This is a genomic window from Ruegeria sp. CH6 (genome assembly GCF_056537005.1).
The window spans coordinates 1-18,457 of the sequence record NZ_JBQFQS010000021.1 but is presented as its reverse complement, the minus strand read 5'-3'; the positions used below and the strand labels follow the sequence as shown (position 1 = coordinate 18,457).

The window sequence follows — 18,457 nt, the reverse complement described above, 5'->3', positions numbered from 1 at the left end:
GTCTTCTCCCTGATTATTCGTCTCCGGGAACGCCGTAAGATGGCGCCTCACGCGGATCGAGCGCGCGCTGGATGTAGGCGTCCAGCTGCGGTTTGTAGATGTCCCAGGCCGTGGCGATGTTTTCGATGGGGCAGTCCTCGGTCCAGTCGCAGCGCAGATCGGCGACAGGCCAGCTGACCTTGTCGACGATCTTCATGCCTGCTGAATGGACCGGCCCCGCCTCACCGCCAGCCGCCAAAGCAGCCTGCATTGCTGCAATCAACCGATCGCCAATATGACCCGACGACGCAAGAAATCCGTCGACGATTGCTTGTGGAACGCCATCGTTGTCCAACAGGTTCCCACCAGAAGCGACGTTTTCACCCTGCGCCTGCGTCCAGATCCCCAATGAATTCGGACCCGAATGAATGGCTGTCCGCCCTTGGGAATCTACCGCCAAAACCTGTCGATACTCGATGAAACTTCCGCGCTTCTTGACTTCTTCAACTGCCTGGGGTGCCGAAAGACCCTGTTCCATCAAGTCCAGTGCCAAAGGGCCAAGGCTGGGGTCCGTCACGTTCTGTGACGCCACAGCCCCGACACCTGCGCGCGCAAACGAACAGCGTGCAGCGACAGCAGGTGAAGAAGATGAAATTGCCAACCCGAACATACCGGAGTCCGGGCAGCGAGCGACCAGAGAAAAGGTCATGCAAATCTCCTGCTAGATACGAGTTCGCAACCGGGCCGCGACGAAGGGGAGAGGGGCGCGGCCCGGTTGTTCTGATCAGCTGAACTGATCAATCGGGAATGACAGCGGTGCCGTCGATTTCGACCAGCCAATCAGGGCGTGCCAAAGCCTGAACCACCAGACCGGTCGAGACCGGATGCACGCCTTTGATGTATTCGCCCATAGTGCGATACACCGCCTCGCGATGGCGGACATCGGTGATATAGACGACCACCTTGACCAGATGTTCCATCGAACCGCCGGCCTCTTCGATCAATTGACGGATGTTCTGCATGACCTTGTGGGTTTGCTCGACCGGGTCGTGGCTGTCGATGTTGACGGCATCGTCCAGATTTTGTGGGCATTGGCCGCGCAGGTAGACTGTTTTGCCTCCTTGGGTCACGACAGCCTGGCACAGGTCGTTGTCCAAGTGCTGCTCCGGATAGGTATCCGATGTGTTGAACTTGCGAAAGCGGGTGTGGGCCATTTTGGTATCCTGATATTCGGTGTTATTCAGCGGCGGTGGAAACGATGGCCGCTTCACCGTCATAGTCCTGATAGGCCCGCTGGATTGCGATCTGGTCTGCGATGTACTTTGCATCATGCCATACGCCCCAGATAAAGGTTGATCCGCGGCGCGACTGCCATGGCAGCCCCAGGAAATAGATATCCGGCTCAACCGAAACCCCGCGCTGATGGATTGGAGCGCCCCGTTCGTCAAAAGCATCTGCCTTGATCCAGCTGAAATCCTGACGGAAGCCTGTTGCCCAGATGATTGTGGTAATGCCTTCCTTGGCAAGGTCGATTGATGCAAGCGGATTGGTCAGACAATCGGGATCTTGCCAGGACTGTCGCGCTTCGGGCTCTTCGGGCAGGTTTAGCCCGGTGCGGTCTACATAGGCATCTGCTGCATCGAGCATTTCGAGATAGTTCGCGTCTCCGGCGGCGACGTTTTTCTGAAGGTCATCAGCAAAGCTCAGCACGCCGTTTTCGAAACTCTGAGTCAGGCCGACAAGAGTCACGCCTTCACCTGCCAGACGGCGGAAATCCATCGTATGGCCGCCATACGCGCCGCTGACCGATATCGTGACATGCTCGGTACCGGGTTTCATCGCTGCCATGTCCCACAGGCCCAGAACACCCAACCACCAGACAAAGTCGCGCCCACGGTACCGGCGCGGAGGCCGATCATGCGGACCAACCGACAGGAACACCTTGCGGCCAGCACGGTTCAGCTCATCCGCGATCTGGGCACCTGACGAACCGGCGCCAACAACCATCACAGCGCCTTCTTTCAGCTGGCTTGGGTTCTTGTAGTAGAAGGAATGCAGTTGCTCGATACCTGCGGTCTCGGGAACGATTGGTGGAATGACAGGGTGTTGGAATGCACCGGTCGCCGCAACAATGCGTTTTGCCTCAATTGCTCCTGCAGAAGTTTCAACACGGAACCCGCCTTCACCCAGAAGGCGTTCAGCCTTGAGGACCTCGATGCCTTCACGAATTGGTGCGTCGACCATTTCGGCGTATTCTACAAGGTATTCGGCAACCCGGTCCTTGGTCACGAATGCGTCAGGGTCATCCCCTTTGAAATCAAGATTGGGAAAGCGATCATGCCAAGCCGGTCCATTCGCAACCAGCGCATCCCAACGCCCCGTTCGCCACGCTTCGGCGATGCGGTTCTTTTCCAGCACAAGATGGGGCACATTGTTTTTTCCCAGGTGTTCGCTCAGAGCGATCCCTGCCTGACCCCCGCCAACAACCAGCGTGTCCGTTCTCTCCAATGCCATTTTTTGGTTCCCTTTTTATGTTCTCGGCCGGTCCATAGGACCGATGACGGCTTGAAAGCCGGACCAAGCCGATTTGGCACTTCTCGCTCCGCTGAATGGGCGGACAAACGAGAAAACAACCAAATACCGACAGCGGAAACAGACCCTGTTTTAGGCCTGAACCTCGACATCTTGGCTCCACCTGTTCGTGGATTTTCGTGCCGGTCCAGCACGCCTAGCGCGTTTCAGGGATAAAATTTCACAACTTCAAAACAGGCGAAATTACTGTCTAACTTACCCTTAGTTAGGCTGTGACTAATCTGGTAGATTTCCTGCATGTTTCCGCAGGGGTTAACGGATCTGAGACAGAAACGGTGCGATCAGATAATAAAGTTCGCCCTGAGATGAAATCTGGCATTTCTTATATAATTGCTTGCGAATGACCTTTACGGTCTGCGGGCTGATCCCCAAGGTCAGACCAATAGAAATAGATGAATGCCCCTGCAGGATCAGCAACGCTATTTCTGATTGTCGTGCGCTGAGGGAGATGTCTTTTTCAGCCGATAGCCGGTCACGCAGAGACTCAACCGTGCTTTCCGGCGATCTGTCATTCGCTGAACAGAGTTTACGCCAGTTCTTTCTGACCAGAGCGTTGACAACCGGCGCTATGTGACGTGCGCTGGCAATATCGCGCGATGAAAACTTTGACGCGGTGGTTGCGTCCCGGCCGATGCAGACTGTCACGCCAACGCCCGGAGAGGGGCTGCAATAGAATGCCAGTTCATCCACCAACGTGGTGCGTTCATAATAGGATTTATAGTATTCGTTGCGTTGAAACTGATCCGGCGCCACATCTGCCAACCGGTAGAGGCCATCACGCGTACCTTTCCGGAATAGTCCGTAGAATGGATCCAGCAGATAGGCCCCGTTTACATAGTGGCTCCCGATCCGTTCGAATACACGTCCTTCGGAAGCGTGAGTCAGAAAAACCTCGGGTTCCTGATTCTCGAAAAAAGCCAGGATCGTGATGTTGTCGAAACGACAGGTCCTGGCCAACCAACTGTGCAGTTCCTGCGGAAAAGCCTGTGTTTCAATTGCAAGAATAGCCGCTGCCAGAAGATCAGGGGCTGGAGACTGGTTCGCCAATTCATACCTCTCTGGGGGTATATACCCCTAAATATGAGATGAATTAGGATTTATTGCACATAACAGGGGTATAAATCCAGCTGACGCGGTTGCGGCCATGAAAGCCCGGATCCGGAAACGCCAAGTGGAGATCACCCCGCCAGATGTCCAAGGGAGATCCAGCATGCGTGATCCACGCTACGATGTTCTGTTCGAGCCAATGAAAATTGGCCCACTGACTGCCAAGAACCGCTTTTATCAGGTGCCACATTGTAATGGTGGTGGCTATCGCGATCCGTCCGCTGCTGCTGCCATGCGCGGGATCAAGGCCGAGGGTGGTTGGGGCGTGATCTTCACCGAACAGTGCGAGATGCATCATACCTCGGAAATCACGCCTTTCATCGAACTGCGCCTGTGGGAGGACAAGGACATCCCGCAGCTGCGCAAAATGTCGGAAAAGATGAAAACCCACGGCGCGCTGGCCGGTATTCAGCTGGCGTATTCGGGCATCAACGGGCCGAACCTGTACACAAAAGAGGTTCCATTGGCACCCTCCGCCCTGCCAATTCGGACCTTTACCAACGACCCGGTGCAGGCACGGGCGTTGTCAAAATCGGATATCAGGGATTTGCGTCGCTGGTTCGTGAACGCAGCGAAACGGTCAAAAGAGGCTGGCTTTGATCTCATCTGCCTCTATGGCGCGCATGGGTTTGGCATATTCCAGCACTTCCTGAGCCGCGCCACCAACCAGCGTAGCGATGAATATGGTGGCAGCCTGGAAAACCGTGCCCGGTTCAGTCAGGAAGTCATTGCGGACATGCGCGATGCTGTCGGCGATACAATGGCGATTACGTTGCGGGTGTCGTTGGACGAAACAATCGGTGAACTGGGTTTTTCGAACGCAGAAGTGCGCGACTATATTGAAATGAACAAGGACCTGCCCGATCTCTGGGATCTGGCGCAAGGCACCTGGGAAGATTGCTCGGGGCCGTCGCGGTTCAAGGAAGAGGCGGCACAGGAACAGCTTGTACGCGGTATTCACGAATTGACCGACAAGCCTATCGTTGGCGTTGGTCGTTTCACTTCACCAGACGTGATGGCCCGGATGATCAAGTCCGGCACGCTGGATTTCATAGGTTGCGCACGCCCTTCGATTGCAGACCCTTTCCTGCCGAAAAAAGTCGAGGAAGGCCGGATTGATGATATTCGCGAGTGCATCGGTTGTAACATCTGCATCACTGGTGACATGACTATGTCGATCAGCCGCTGCACACAGAATCCGACTTTCATGGAGGAGTGGCGCAAAGGTTGGCACCCTGAAAAGATGAATGACAAAGGCGACAGCTCCAACGTTTTGATCGTTGGGTCGGGTCCTGCGGGGCTTGAAGCGGCCTGGGCGCTTAGTCGCCGGGGTTATGATGTCGCCGTTGCCGAAGCAAAAGATGTGATTGGTGGTCGCGTTACCCGCGAACGCACCTTGCCGGGGCTCAGCGCCTGGGGGCGGGTCGTGGACTACCGCGAATACCAATTGCAGCAGCGGCCCAATGTCGAAATCTATCGTGAGAGCGAACTGGATGCAGACAGTATCCTTGAGTTCGGGTTCGAGAACATCTGCATCGCGACCGGTTCGACCTGGCGACGGGACGGAGTATCGCGTCAGCACGTTGTCCCCATGCCAATTTCCGAAGGGGCGACTGTGCTTACTCCGGATGATCTGATGGATGGTACTATCCCATCTGGCCGCATCGTAGTTTACGACGACGACCATTACTACATGGGTGGTGTTCTGGCAGAGCTTCTTGCCAAGAACGGTGCGCAGGTGACATTGGTGACGCCGTCAGCCTATGTCAGCGACTGGACCAACAATACGCTGGAACAGGTTGCCATCCATCCGCGGTTGGTTGAGGCCGGTGTTGAGATTGTTCTGAACCAAGGCATCACCGAAGTGCACAAAGATCACGTGGTTTCGAACTGTACTTATACAGACCGGACCAGGAAGATCGAAGCGGATGCCGTTGTCATGGTTGCTTCCAGACTTGGTAATGACAGCATTTACGAAGACTTGTTGCAGCGGCGTTCCGAATGGAATGACGCTGGGATCAAGTCGGTGAAGATTGTGGGCGATGCAAGCGCTCCGGGTCCGATTGCCTGGGCGACCTATGCGGGTCATCGATATGCACGTGAACTGGACGGGCCGGATATCGGTGATGCCTTGCCATTCCGCAGGGAAATCACAGAGCTGGCTGTCGACTAGTCCGAAATCGTATCGCAAAGTATGACGAGGGCTTTCGGTGCGCCGAAGGCTCCGTCTCCAACGTTGATGTTTTTATTCCGTGATAATCTTGCGACAGAACCTTGCTGCTCCTTAACCAGATCAAGCGTGTTTCCCTTCCTAGTAGAGGGAAAGACAACGTCTGTTTTGATGTTACAGCGGCAAAATTGCTGTGATCCGAAACCCGCGCTCCAGATTTGACGGGATAAGGTCACCACCGTGTTTACGTACGATCGAACGTGCGATCGACAGCCCCAGACCAACTGAACCTTCGGTGACCGAACGCGCTTGATCTAGGCGGGTGAATGGGGTGAAAATCTCTTCGAACCTGTCTTCAGGCACGCCATCGCCACTGTCTTCGATTGTGATGCAAACGCGTTTTTCGTCTACTTCAAGCCGGACCCGAGCTTCGTGCCCATATTTGATGGCATTGCCAACAAGGTTGGATAAAGCCCGTCGAATACTCACCTTGCGACCGAGATAGAGACAGGTTTCAACCGAAGACGTAAATGCCATGCCTTTGGTTTCGGTCGCCATTGCATTGAGCATGTCAACCAGATCGAACTCTTGCAGTTTCTCTTCGCTGATGTCCTGTTTGGCAAAGGTCAGGAAACTTTCGACCATTGTCTGCATGTCATCGAGTGTCTCGATCACCTGACCCTGTAGCTTTTCATTCTCGATGAACTCTGCCCGCAGCCGAAGTGACGTGATCGGAGTACGCAGATCGTGGCTGATTGCCGCCAGCATGGTCGTTCTGTCCTGAATGAAACGATGGGTGCGTTCCTGCATCGTGTTGAAGGCAGTCATCACCGACGACAGTTCGCGCGGTCCGGTCTCGGGCAGGGGGTCGATATCTTCACCACGGCCGACCAGATCTGCTGCGCTTGAGAGCTCGCGCAAGGGGGCTGTCAGTCGGCGCGTGACGAGTGCGACAACTATGGTGATCCCGATGATTGTCAGGAACACCGAAAAAATCACAGGCGCCAGCAACACCGGTGCCTCGGGAGAAGGTGGGCCGACAGCTGATAACCAGCTTCCATCATCATACCTCACAAATGCTTCCCAATAGGGGCAATCCGATGATCTCAGGGATTCAGTCAGCAGTAGAAAACAGTTTTCTTCTGCATCCTGATACCAGAACCGAATGATGTCCCACAGGTTGACGGGTTGGGATGCGATCTGGATTGGCGCGTCGAGAAACTCACGCAATCCTCTCAGAACTTCCTCATCTGATTGTTCAAGCGGAACCCCGCGGGGCTGGAGCCTAAGGCTAAAGACAATGTCAGGATTGGACACGTTCTTCAAAAGATGCTCACGCTCTTCGTGGCTCATATGGGTGCTTGATTTATAAACGGCAGCGATCCGGCCAAGGACATAGGTCCGCTCGTACTGATCAATCTTGCCGTCTGTTTCGACCATGAAAGTGGCAAGCATCAGCACTTGCGCCAGCATGACCGAGCCGACCATCAGGACCAGGAACTGACCCGCCAGCGTTTTGGGGCGCCATTTCATATCTTAATCACGTCACACGAAAACAGATATCCGCCACCCCAGACTGTTTTGATGTATCGCGGTTTTTTGGGGTCGGTTTCGATTTTGCGGCGCAGTCGGCTGACCTGATTATCGATGCTGCGGTCAAACACTGTGGCGGTGCGATTGCTGACATGATCCAGCAGCTGATCGCGGGTCATCAGAATGCGCGGGTGGCGCAGAAACGTGGTTAGAAGACGAAACTCGATGCTGCTCAGTTCCGTAGTCTGATCGGGCACCCTGTCATTGGTCAATGTCTGGGTGTTGGTATTCAGCAGCCAGTCGCCAAACCGGATCGATCCGGCCTCGAGCTTGGAGTATGTGCGCGGCAGCGCGTTTGCGCGGCGCAAGACACCCTTGATGCGCGCCACCAGTTCGCGCGGATTAAAGGGTTTGGTGACATAATCATCTGCACCCATCTCAAGACCGATAATCTTGTCCATGTCGTCGGACACCGCTGTCAGCAGGATCACCGGAGTACCGATTGTCTCGCGAATACGACGGCAGACATCCAGCCCGCTTTCGCCCGGCATGAGAATATCGAGGATGACCAGATCGATTTCCTCGCGCCTGAGAACGGCAAACGCCTCCTGACCATTGGCTGCCTGACTGACACGGTATCCGTGTTTGCGAATGAACTCGGCCAATGGCTCGCGGATGTTGCGGTGGTCGTCAACGATGAGAAGGTGCTGGTTAGACATATATCCGGACGGTTGGCTCTGGGTTTTTACGGGCATAACGCAGCGACTGCGGTATGCAAACGCCGTTATGTATCAAAATGCCTCAACGCGGGATGCTGATACAGTTTGATACAATTTTCGTTTTCCCTGACAAACACCGGCGACAACCGCTGCCTAGGTAGGCGGCATGAAGTCAAGATATCTGATCACAGGCGCCCTTACTCTGGTGCTGACAGGCTGCGCAGAGTTCACGCCGCCCCCGGACCGCAATGCGCAGGCCGTGTTGCAGCCACCTGCGCAATTTGCCGCCGGGCAGAGCGGCCCGACAGCGCTGATCAAGGGGATGAACGACCTGTTCGACGATGCCCAGCTGACGGGTATCGTGAACCGCGCCTTGCAGAACAATCCCGATGTTCAGCTGGCTGCCCGGCAGATGGAGCTGGCCGGATTCAATGCCCGAATTGTGGGTGCATCGCTGTCGCCTAGTGTTTCCGGCTCATTTAACAACACCCGCACAGGGGGCAGCGGTCCAACCGGTGGAACTTCCAGGCCGTCGCTCGATGTCAGTTGGGAGGCAGATGTCTGGGGCCGATTGCGCGATAGTAGATCTGCCGCGCGCCTCGACGCATCTGCCGAGGCTGATCAGCTACAGGCCGTCCGCGCCTCGATCGCGGCGCAGGTCATGCAGGGCTGGTTCGAATATGCCCGCGCCTCTCAGGCCGTAGCACTGGAATCCAGCCGCCTTGCAGCTTTGAAACAGCGCGAGGAATTCGTTCGGCGCGACTATCGCGCAGGGGTGGGATCTCTGGATGATCTGTCGGCCATTCGCCGCGATGTGGCTCTGTCGCAAGAGGTATTGCTGGCCAATCAGGGTACACGAAATGAGGCGGCCCGGGTGCTGGAGCTGTTACTTGGTGAATATCCCGACGCGATGATCAAGGGTGCGCCCCGTCTGCCCCGAATTGGTGCCGCGCCACGAGCAGGTGTACCGGCCAGTGTTCTGACCAATCGCCCTGATCTGCGGGCGGCATGGTCGCGGGTTGAAGCGGCGGACAAACGGATTTCCGTCGCCCAGAAAGACCTTCTGCCACAGATCAGCTTGACAGGATCATTGGGGTCAACGACGTCAGACTTCTCGGACCTTCTCAGCGGTGCCACTATCTGGACTTTGTCGGGTCAGCTGACCGCGCCGGTCTTTGATGGCAGCCGCCGGAAAACTGAAATTCTCGCCTCGCGAAACCGCGCTGATCAGGCCTGGATCACCTATCTGCAAACCGCCTTGCGCGCCTTTTCCGAGGTGGAACAGGCCCTTGATCAGGAACGTTTGCTACGGGGGCGTGAGGCAGAGCTTCGCAAGGCAGTCGAACACGCCAGAACCACCGCGGACCTGTTTGAAACGCGCTATCAGGCCGGGCTGACCAGCATTCTCGAACTGCTCAATGCGCAAAATGCCGTTTTCGACATTCGCGGGCAACTACTGGCGGTCCGCTCCGCACGTCTCAGCAATCGCGTCACATTGGCCCTGGCACTGGGAAAAGAGGTATAAAATGAAGCTTTTATTCGCAGGATTGGCATTGCTTGCAGCCATCGTATTCGTTGCAAGTGGAAATGAACCCGAACCGGTTCCTCAGGCCCTCAATGACACGGCGACAACAGGACAGCAAGTTGACGTTCACGTGTTGCGTGCCTCGCACCAGCAGGACGTCCTGACCGTGTTTGGGCAGGCCCGGGCACGTTGGCAGATCAGCTTGCGTGCTGAAACCAGTGGCCGGGTTACGCAGGTTGCCGACGCCGCACTGGTGGGTGCTCTGGTGCAAAAGGGCGATGTTCTGGCCGAGATTGAAAATACCGGCCAGCAACTTGATCTTGCCAATCGCACCACTGCACTGGCTACCGCACGTCGCGCTCTGGCCGAAGAGGAACAGCGCGCCAGGATTGCACAGGAAAACTGGGACGCTGCCGGGTACAAGAGTGATCCCGACCCGCTGGTTTTGCGCCTGCCTCAGCTCGAGGAGGCGCGCGCGGACCTTAACGCTGCGCGACTGGCCGCGGACCGGGCGCGCTATGTTCTGGATCAGACCCGCATCGTTGCCCCATTTGACGGTGCCATTCTCAAGCGTTCGGTCGGGCCCGGTGACCTGTTGCAATCGGGTGATGAGGTCGTCGAGCTTTATGACACCCAGAAAATGGATGTGGTCCTGACCCTGACTGAGGCCGAGGCAGCGCGGCTGTCCAGCCCGATCGGCAACAGGGTACGTCTGATCGCGACCCAATCTGGCCGGGAATGGCAGGGTGTTGTTGAACGCGTCGGACAGCGCATCGACGCGACCAATCGCTGGATTGAGCTGATCGTCTCGGTAAAGGAGCCGAACGGGCTTTTGCCGGGCCAGTTCCTGCGCGCCGAAGTGGATGGGCGCAGCTATGAGGATCTGATCGGAATTCCACGCGCTCTGATCGGACGCGATGGTGCAGTTTGGCACGTGGATTTTGACAATCAGCTGCGCCGCATGCCGGTGGTACCAGTGTTCAGTCAGGGGGATCGCACTTTTGTCGCGCCGGGCTCCGATTGGCCGCCAACATTGCGACTGACCCCGCCCAGTCGTAACTTTTTGAACGGCACTGCAGTTTCCCCGGTGCTCATGAGCGAAACAGATACCCTGAACCTCGCCGAAAACGGTGCCGGGCAATGACCGGTGGCCAAGACAAGGGCTGGATTGCATGGTTTGCCCGCAACCCGGTGGCTGCGAACCTGTTGATGGTCACGATCCTTGTAATGGGACTGACCACCGGCCTTAACATGCGGACCGAGGGGTTCCCGGCCTCGGACCCGCGCACGGTCACAGTTACGGTTTCCTTTGACGGTGCCTCGCCAAGCGATGTCGAGGAAGGTGCGGCAATCAAGGTCGAGCAGGCAATCAGCGGCGTGGCCGGGATCAAAGAGGTTACATCTACTGTCACTTCCAGCGAAGCCACGGTGAGTGTCAGAAGTGTCGATGGCTACTCTCTGGATCGCCTCAAGGACGACATCGAAGCGCGTGTGAATGCCATCAGTACCTTTCCGACACAGGTTGATCAAACCACGATCGCGGCCGAGCAGGAAGATCGCCATGTCATCCACGTTCAGGTCTCGGGTCATGCGGATCACAGGACGCTCAAGGAAGCCGCGCGCCGTATCCGCCGTGAATTGCTGTCACTGCCTACGATCAGCAAAGTCATCACCGAAGGGGCGCTGGGTTATGAGATCACGGTCGAGTTGAGCGAAGACAAGATGCGGGCCTATGGCGTCACCTTTGATGAGGTTGCCAACGCGGTTCGGGGTCGCTCGGTCAATCTGTCCGCCGGATCGCTCGAGACCGAGCGAGGGACTTTTATTCTGCAAAGCCGAAATCAGGCTTATTACGGCAGTGAGCTTGAGCGCACGGTCGTCCGCTCATCTCCCCAAGGGGGCGTGGTTCGCCTTGGCGACATTTCCGAAATCGTAGATGGGTTTGCCGAAGACCCGGTGATATCGATCTACAATGGCCAACCCTCGATCAGGCTGGATGTGCAGCTGACCGGAAAGGACAGTATCACGGCCGCGTCGGATAGTGTCACGGCCCACATTGACACGATGCAGGGTGAAGGCCGCATTCCCAACGGCGTCGCGCTAGAGACCTGGTCGGACGAGGCCAAGAATATTCGTGACCGTCTGGCGCTGATGTCCCGCAATGCTCTGATCGGGATGGGTCTTGTGTTTGTAATGTTGGCACTGTTTCTCAACATACGCGTTGCGATGTGGGTGGCGGTCGGCATTCCGATCTCATTTGCCGGGACCCTGTATGTTCTGGGGCCGACAGGGTTTGACTATTCGCTGAATGATCTGACGACCTTCGGCTTCATTATCGTCCTGGGCATTGTTGTCGACGACGCGATTGTCATTGGCGAAAACATTTATGCGCACAAGGAACGTGATGGGGGAGGGGTCGAAACCGCTGTTCGGGGCGCGCTAGAGGTCGCTACACCCGCCACATTCGGTGTGCTGACGACGGTGGCTGCATTCTTTCCGCTCACAATGATCAGCGGTGACTTTGGGGGGCCGTTCAAAATCATCGCCGTTGTAGTGATTGTCTGCCTGCTGTTTTCACTGGTTGAATCCAAGTTGATCCTGCCCGCACATCTTGCCCATCTCAGGCTTGGTAACAGCAAGCCTCAAAACCGCCTGACCCGCATCTGGGCTGGCCTCCAGAAAGCAATCGACAACGCGCTGAGCTGGGTTGTGAAGCGGGCCTATCTTCCCATTCTCAGGACGGCCGTGACCAACCTGACCGCCTCATTCATGGTGGCGCTTGCGATCTTTGTCGCAGCAATTGGACTGGTAACACGTGGCATCGTATCAACGCAGTTTTTTCCCGAACGTGACAGTTCGCAGGTCTATTTGAGCGTCACGCTGGAAAGTGGCACGCCCTCTGCAAGAACCCGTGACGTGGCGCAACTGTTCGAGGAAAGCCTGGTGCAAACCGGAGAATTGTATCAGCAACGTTACGGGTTGAAAGAAACCCCCATTCTGAACCGATACACCTCGTCAACCCGCGCGGAAGAGGTGCAGATGACCGTCGAACTGACCAGCAGCACCAGCCGCAGTTTTTCTGCTGCCGACTTCATCGCGGATTGGCGGGCGGCGTCGCGATCACCTGCCGTGGTCACACAGCTCAACTTCTATACAGATGACGATGATTTCGAGGATCTGCGCATTGAGCTCAGCAATGCAGACCCGGTTAGAAATGAACAAGCGATGCAGACCTTAGCCCAGTCCCTGAAAGAGGTCGGAGGGGTCAACGATATCAGAACAAACCTGGACAACAGTGTGATCGAACTGGGGTTCGAGGTTTTGCCATTGGGTGAGCGGCTGGGGATCACCAACCTGAGCCTTATTTCAGAATTGCGGAACAGCGTTTATGGGTTTGAGGCGCAAAAGATTCAGCGTGGTGAAGATGAAGTGAGCCTCAGAGTCCGGTTCCCACGTGACGCCAGAAACACGCAGAGCGATTTGGACCGCGTGCTGATCCCGACCCCGTCAGGCGGGATCATCCCGCTGACCAGCGTAGCACGGGTAACCGCGCGTGAAACTCAGCAACAATTTGAACGCATCGACGGTCAGCGTGTTCTGACCCTGAGTGCGAAAGTTGATCGGGAAATCACCACACCTCAGGCGGTTCTGGATCATCTGCAAACGTCGATTTTTCCTGCCCTGCAATCGGACATTCCGGGGCAGAGCATTACAATCGCGGGCGAGGCCGAACAGGAAAGCGCTGCAACCCTGCAACTCATCAGTGGGTTTGGCCTTGCTCTGTTGACGATCTACGCCCTGCTGGCGATTCCGTTGCGATCTTATCTGGATCCGATTGTGATCATGTGTGCCATTCCATTTGGCATCGTTGGCGCCATTCTGGGGCATCTGATTATTGGTATCCCGATCTCCCTTTTGTCCTTCTTTGGCATCCTCGCGCTTAGCGGTGTTGTTGTGAATGACGCACTGGTCCTGACCAGCCGCTATCGCGTTCGTTGCGACGAAGGTCTGGGATATGTCGAGGCGATCACAGATGCCGGTGTCGCCAGGTTCAGGGCCATATTGCTGACATCGGTAACAACATTTGTCGGGCTCGCACCACTGGTTTGGGAGACCTCTGAACAGGCGCAAATCCTGATCCCCATGGCGGTGTCTCTTGCATTCGGACTGTTGTTTGCCACCGTGATCACTCTGCTGATTGTCCCGGTGATGTTGGGCCTCAGGGACCGGATACAACGCAATCCCGCAAATCAGTCTGCAACTGCAATACCACTGTGACAAACAATTACAATTTAGCCTCTTGTCGGCAAACTTTGCAGACACATTGCGCCGAATTTACCCCCAACGAAAATCAGAACTGAGGAAGATCATGACCTTTTCTTCACCGGCACGCTTGCGCGTCGCCATCACGGTTGCGGCCATTGCCGGACCCCTCACTGCACATGCTCAGGATATCGGCGGATATGGCGACGAAGATGATGGGGGTGACTGGGACTTTTTCATCGGCGCAGGCGTCGGGTATGAACCCGAATATGAAGGGTCGGATCGCTACAAGACAGAGGCATTGCCCGGCTTTCAGATAGTCTACCGCAATCGTTTTCTGGTGGGTCCGCAGGGTCTTGGCGTATTTGTCGTAGACGAGGAGCGCTTTCGGCTGTCCGCGGCTGTCGGTTATGGCGGTGGGCGTAAGGAAAGCGACAGCACCTACCTGTACGGGCTGGGTGATATCGATGACGGAGCAGTGTTGTCACTGGGCACCCAGTATGATCTGGGCGGCGTTGTTGCTACTGCGGACGTGCAAAAGTTTCTGTCCGGTTCCGAAGGCACTTTGGTATCCTTTGGCCTGCAAAGTGAAGTTCCATTTGGTGTTGTCAGGGGCCTGTTGCTGCCTACCGGCACCAATATCAGCGACACCGTCGATGAAAGGGGTCTCGCGCTGATCGGTGGTATTTCGGCTGATTGGGCAGACGGCAACTACAACCAGTCCTTTTTTGGTGTTACGCCCACCCAGTCAGCCCGTTCGGGATTGCAGACCTATTCAGCCGGCTCAGGTTTCAAATCCGTGAATGTCGAATTTGGCTTTGCCAAGCCACTGGGCAAAAACTGGGGCCTGACCGGGATTGCGACATATTCCAAGCTGTTGGGTGATGCCGCAGACAGCCCTGTTGTCAAATCGGATGACAGCCTTTCTGCCCAGCTGTTTGTAGGTTTCAATTTTTGAGATCCAGTATTTGAAGCCTGAGCGCAGGGTTCATATCCAGAAGATGGCAATGGTTGCGGGGCGGTGGCGGATACTCAAAATTCGATCATCTGTCGCATGTGGTTGCGACACCCCACCAGCCCTTGAGCCTGCGGAAAATGATCTCTTTGCCTATAAGAGCGTCACTGAACCAATCCGCATCATAAACTCGGTTCCCGAGCAGACATGCAACACTTGGGCGGGTGACGACTAATGCGCGGGTACCAAGGTAATCACTGATCTGACACGCGGTGGTGGGTGGGTTCAGCAGACGCCGGGCGACGGGCTTTGAGATAGGTGAGATTGAGCATCTTGTGTGATTCATGCGCTTTAGGTGCGTCGCTCAAGCAAGACATGCCTGTCGCTCTCTTTTCTGGTCGTGAACCGCACCATCGGCCCGAAAAGGACAGGTCTTGAGCGCAGAGTTACGTACCCCATAAAGCAGACTTCAACACCTGCAGCATGGCGCATGGTGAAGCGGGTTAGGGGCATGAGCCAACTACCTCATTAGGTTTGCCAATGACTGTGTAGCATCGTTGCTTTCGCATTGAGCTTCTGCTTTCCACCAGAAATGCTTGGTAGTTGCGTCTGCATTGAAGTTCTTCGAGCCGAGTTCGGCAAAGCACCACGTTCGACCGCACACCTGACATGTGCTATGTCGAAGAAGCTGTGAGAACTTGATCTGCGATCCAGTCGAAAACAAGTTTAGGTCCGCGGCCCGAGTCGGCATTGCTTCGTGACATTACATAGCCGGCGTCGCTGGCAACTATGTCATTCGTGACGGTAACCAGCGAACCTTTCTTGAGCAAATCGTCTATCAGACCAATCCACCCCAAAGCGACACCATCGCCAGACAAAGCAGCCTGGGTGACCATGTCATAGTTGTTGAAGCTTATGTAATTTTTCTTTCTTTCACCCGTTACGCCCAAGGTATCAAACCATCCTTGCCAAGTTTGCCAAGCTGCGGTCGCAGGTTTCGACAAACTCAGAAGTTGAGCGTCCAACAAATCGGCGGAAGAACCAATTGGTCCAATCTTTTCTAATAGCTGTGGACTGCAAACGGCGGCGACCACCTCTTCCAAAAGTAATATTTCATCGGCTTTAATCTGCTCTTTGGGAGTGACATGGATCCGAATATCGCAATCAGTATCATCCAGACCGGGCGGTACGGTTGAGGCCAGAATCTGAATTTCGATTTCGTCACCGATTTCCTCTCGCAAATAACCCAGACGCGGAAGCAACCAGAAAGTAGAAAACGCAAAATCGGCTGATATCCGAACTCTGGGCTTGGTTTTGCGCTCAAGCAAAGACCCAACCGCATAACCCATTTGTGTCATTGCGGGTCTGACCACATTAAGAAGCCTGAGCCCTTCGTGAGTCAGTGAAACACCACGGTGCTCTCGTTTGAAAAGCACCACGCCCAGATCGACCTCCAAACCCTTGATCCGTTGCGAGATCGAGGACTGCGTCAAGCCAAGAGCCTCTCCGGCGCTCGTGAAGTTCCCATGTTTCGCAACCATTTCGAATGCATAAAGTGCCACTAGGTTACGACTTAGGCTGGTATTAATCCTGCTAATGTCATCCATAATTACTCAGCTACTGCAAAAAGAAGCACTTTTATACCAAAAACTGTGTCAACGGGCGCTCAAGCAGCCCTGTGAGAGAAACACGGGAGCCAATGATGACCAAACAAAGTCGCAACCAGACCATTCATCCAGCAATCGCTATGCATGCCGGTGAGGTGGCTGACGGAACACTCAGCCGTCGTGAATTTCTGACACGCGCTACAGCGCTTGGGCTGTCTGCATCGGCTGCTTATTCGATTATTGGTCTGTCTCAGCCAGCGCGAGCCGCAACAAATATTCAACCCGGTGGTACAGTGCGTATTCAACAGGTCGTTCGCGCGCAGCTTGATCCGCCACTCTACAATTGGCCGCAGCTTGGCAACACTGTCCGAGGATTTCTGGAATATCTGGTGCAATACAACGCGGACGGAACATTCGAGCCCCGGCTATTGGAAAGCTGGGAAGTCAACGACGATGCGACGGAGTACCTTCTGCACATACGCCCAAACGTAAACTGGAACGATGGGCGAGGAACGCTTACCGCGAAAGATGTGGCCTATAATTTCAAACGTTGGTGTGACGGCACTTGGGAAGGAAACTCGATGGCCGCGCGCATGGGATCCTTACAGAATGACGCCGGTGATGGCCCCGCAGATGGCGCTTTGGGGATCGTCGACAATCTGACGCTTAAGCTAAAACTGACTCGGCCAGACATCACGATTATCCCGGCTGTGACTGAGTATCCTGCAGCCATTGTGCCCGACGGATGGTCCGGTGATCCCGCGAGTGATCCGGTTGGTACAGGTCCTTACAAGTTGGTCGAGTATCTGGTTGGCGAGAAGGTCGTTCTGGAAAAGAACACCGATCATGAATGGTGGGGCGAAGGTGCCTATCTCGATCGGATTGAGTTCATTGACTACGGCACGGATGGTGCCGCACACCTCGCGGCCGCCGAGGCAGAAGAGATCGACATGACCTATGAAACGGTCGGAGAGTTTGTCGATATCTACGAAAGCATCGGTTGGAACCAAAGTGAATCTGTTTCGGCGAATACCATGGTTCTGCGCACAAACCGCGATGCCGAGGTTGACGGTGTGAAACCCTATGCCGATGCAAGCGTTCGTCGCGCGCTGGCGATGGCCTGCGACAACGCGGTTTTGTTGGAACTGGGCTATGCTAACCGCGGGACATTGGGCGAAAACCATCATGTTTGCCCCATTCATCCTGAATATGCTGATATTGGTGCCCCTGAAATCGATATCGAAGGCGCGCGGGCCTTGTTGGAAGAAGCTGGCATGCTCGACTACGAGCATGAGATTTTCTCGATCGATGATGACTGGCGCCGCAACACGACAGACGCATTGGCTGCCCAGTTGCGCGATGCGGGTCTGAACGTCAAACGCACGGTGTTGCCGGGCAACACCTTCTGGAATGACTGGAACAAATACCCGTTCAGTTCAACCGATTGGGGGCACCGACCTTTGGGCGTTCAGGTTCTAACGCTTGCCTATAAGTCAGGCGTGGCGTGGAACGAGACCGGTTTGGCGAGTGCTGAGTTTGATGCGATGCTGGAAGAAGCTTCGGCCATCGCCGATGCAGAGACCCGGCGTGTACATATGAAAAAGATCGAACAGTTCATGCGGGATGACGGCACAATCATCCAGCCCTACTGGCGGTCATTGTATCGTCATTCCCGTCCTGGGGTGATCGGAGCTGAAAGCCATCCGATCAACGAGATTCACGTGCATAAACTGGCGCTTGCAGCCGAATAGAGCGAACGGAACAGGTCTAACTCCCCGGACTCACCGAGACCGGCGAAGCATGACAGCTGCGTCGTTGTTCTAGGTGGGCTCCCGGGAAAAATTCGGCAATCAGCCAAAAGCAATCAGATAGCTAAATCTGCAAAATCAACAACAGGGAGACGTTGATTATGGCGCTAAAGCCACCTCTTTCGGAACTTCCGATCAAGACCGCTGACAACGGTTTTTATCGGGGGTTCAGTATTAATGTGACGGTGATCAGCAAGAT

Annotated in this window: 13 protein-coding genes and 1 pseudogene; 6 read left to right on the top strand and 8 right to left on the bottom strand. The window is 55.4% G+C overall.

Features of this window, described 5'->3' with window-relative positions; translation table 11 throughout:
* Nucleotides 1–13: 13 nt before the first annotated feature.
* From ACR0CW_RS21870 to ACR0CW_RS21855, 4 genes are all read right to left on the bottom strand, one after another.
* Complete coding sequence (locus ACR0CW_RS21870) at nt 14–688, bottom strand: DUF1028 domain-containing protein (RefSeq protein WP_480789416.1); 675 nt, start codon at nt 686–688, stop codon at nt 14–16.
* An 88-nt stretch (nt 689–776) separates the two neighbouring features.
* Nucleotides 777–1,193, bottom strand: a complete 417-nt coding sequence (locus tag ACR0CW_RS21865; protein WP_480789415.1) for a RidA family protein — start codon at nt 1,191–1,193, stop codon at nt 777–779.
* 22 nt (nt 1,194–1,215) lie between these two features.
* Complete coding sequence (locus tag ACR0CW_RS21860; protein WP_480789414.1) at nt 1,216–2,493, bottom strand: flavin-containing monooxygenase; 1,278 nt, start codon at nt 2,491–2,493, stop codon at nt 1,216–1,218.
* A 330-nt stretch (nt 2,494–2,823) separates the two neighbouring features.
* Nucleotides 2,824–3,618 carry a helix-turn-helix transcriptional regulator gene (locus tag ACR0CW_RS21855; protein ID WP_480789413.1) on the bottom strand — a complete coding sequence of 265 codons (795 nt, stop codon included), beginning with the start codon at nt 3,616–3,618 and terminating at the stop codon, nt 2,824–2,826.
* Between the two features lie 163 nt (nt 3,619–3,781).
* Here ACR0CW_RS21855 and ACR0CW_RS21850 point away from each other — a divergent pair, with 163 nt between their 5' ends.
* A complete protein-coding gene (locus ACR0CW_RS21850; RefSeq protein ID WP_480789412.1) occupies nt 3,782–5,851 on the top strand; it encodes an oxidoreductase in 2,070 nt (689 codons plus the stop codon).
* Between the two features lie 171 nt (nt 5,852–6,022).
* Here ACR0CW_RS21850 and ACR0CW_RS21845 read toward each other — a convergent pair whose 3' ends face one another.
* Together ACR0CW_RS21845 and ACR0CW_RS21840 are read right to left on the bottom strand one after the other, a co-directional pair.
* The gene (locus ACR0CW_RS21845) at nt 6,023–7,381 is read right to left on the bottom strand and encodes an ATP-binding protein (RefSeq protein ID WP_480789411.1); all 1,359 of its coding nucleotides are present in this window, start codon (nt 7,379–7,381) and stop codon (nt 6,023–6,025) included.
* Nucleotides 7,378–8,136, bottom strand: a complete 759-nt coding sequence (locus ACR0CW_RS21840) for a response regulator (protein ID WP_480789410.1) — start codon at nt 8,134–8,136, stop codon at nt 7,378–7,380. The genes ACR0CW_RS21845 and ACR0CW_RS21840 overlap by 4 nt, the downstream gene beginning before the upstream one ends.
* Nucleotides 8,137–8,266: 130 nt before the next feature.
* Here ACR0CW_RS21840 and ACR0CW_RS21835 point away from each other — a divergent pair, with 130 nt between their 5' ends.
* The 4 genes from ACR0CW_RS21835 (at nt 8,267) to ACR0CW_RS21820 (ending at nt 14,846) form a co-directional block, all read left to right on the top strand.
* Nucleotides 8,267–9,625 carry an efflux transporter outer membrane subunit gene (locus ACR0CW_RS21835; protein ID WP_480789409.1) on the top strand — a complete coding sequence of 453 codons (1,359 nt, stop codon included), beginning with the start codon at nt 8,267–8,269 and terminating at the stop codon, nt 9,623–9,625.
* 1 nt (nt 9,626) lies between these two features.
* The gene (locus ACR0CW_RS21830; protein WP_480789408.1) at nt 9,627–10,769 is read left to right on the top strand and encodes an efflux RND transporter periplasmic adaptor subunit; all 1,143 of its coding nucleotides are present in this window, start codon (nt 9,627–9,629) and stop codon (nt 10,767–10,769) included.
* Entirely contained in the window at nt 10,766–13,903 is a 3,138-nt protein-coding gene (locus tag ACR0CW_RS21825; RefSeq protein ID WP_480789407.1) for an efflux RND transporter permease subunit, read from the top strand. Before ACR0CW_RS21830 ends, ACR0CW_RS21825 begins: the two co-directional genes overlap by 4 nt.
* 91 nt (nt 13,904–13,994) lie before the next feature.
* Nucleotides 13,995–14,846: a MipA/OmpV family protein gene (locus ACR0CW_RS21820; protein WP_480789406.1), complete on the top strand. Its 852-nt coding sequence runs from the start codon at nt 13,995–13,997 to the stop codon at nt 14,844–14,846.
* An 85-nt stretch (nt 14,847–14,931) separates the two neighbouring features.
* On the opposite strand, the pseudogene ACR0CW_RS21815 reads toward ACR0CW_RS21820, so the two are convergent.
* A pseudogene (locus ACR0CW_RS21815) lies at nt 14,932–15,117 on the bottom strand (IS5/IS1182 family transposase); the annotation flags it as partial.
* A 400-nt stretch (nt 15,118–15,517) separates the two neighbouring features.
* The gene (locus tag ACR0CW_RS21810) at nt 15,518–16,450 is read right to left on the bottom strand and encodes a LysR family transcriptional regulator (protein ID WP_480789405.1); all 933 of its coding nucleotides are present in this window, start codon (nt 16,448–16,450) and stop codon (nt 15,518–15,520) included.
* Nucleotides 16,451–16,545: 95 nt separating this feature from the next.
* Between ACR0CW_RS21810 and ACR0CW_RS21805 the strand changes: the two genes are divergently transcribed.
* Nucleotides 16,546–18,201 carry an ABC transporter substrate-binding protein gene (locus tag ACR0CW_RS21805; protein ID WP_480789404.1) on the top strand — a complete coding sequence of 552 codons (1,656 nt, stop codon included), beginning with the start codon at nt 16,546–16,548 and terminating at the stop codon, nt 18,199–18,201.
* The last annotated feature ends 256 nt before the right edge of the window (nt 18,202–18,457 follow it).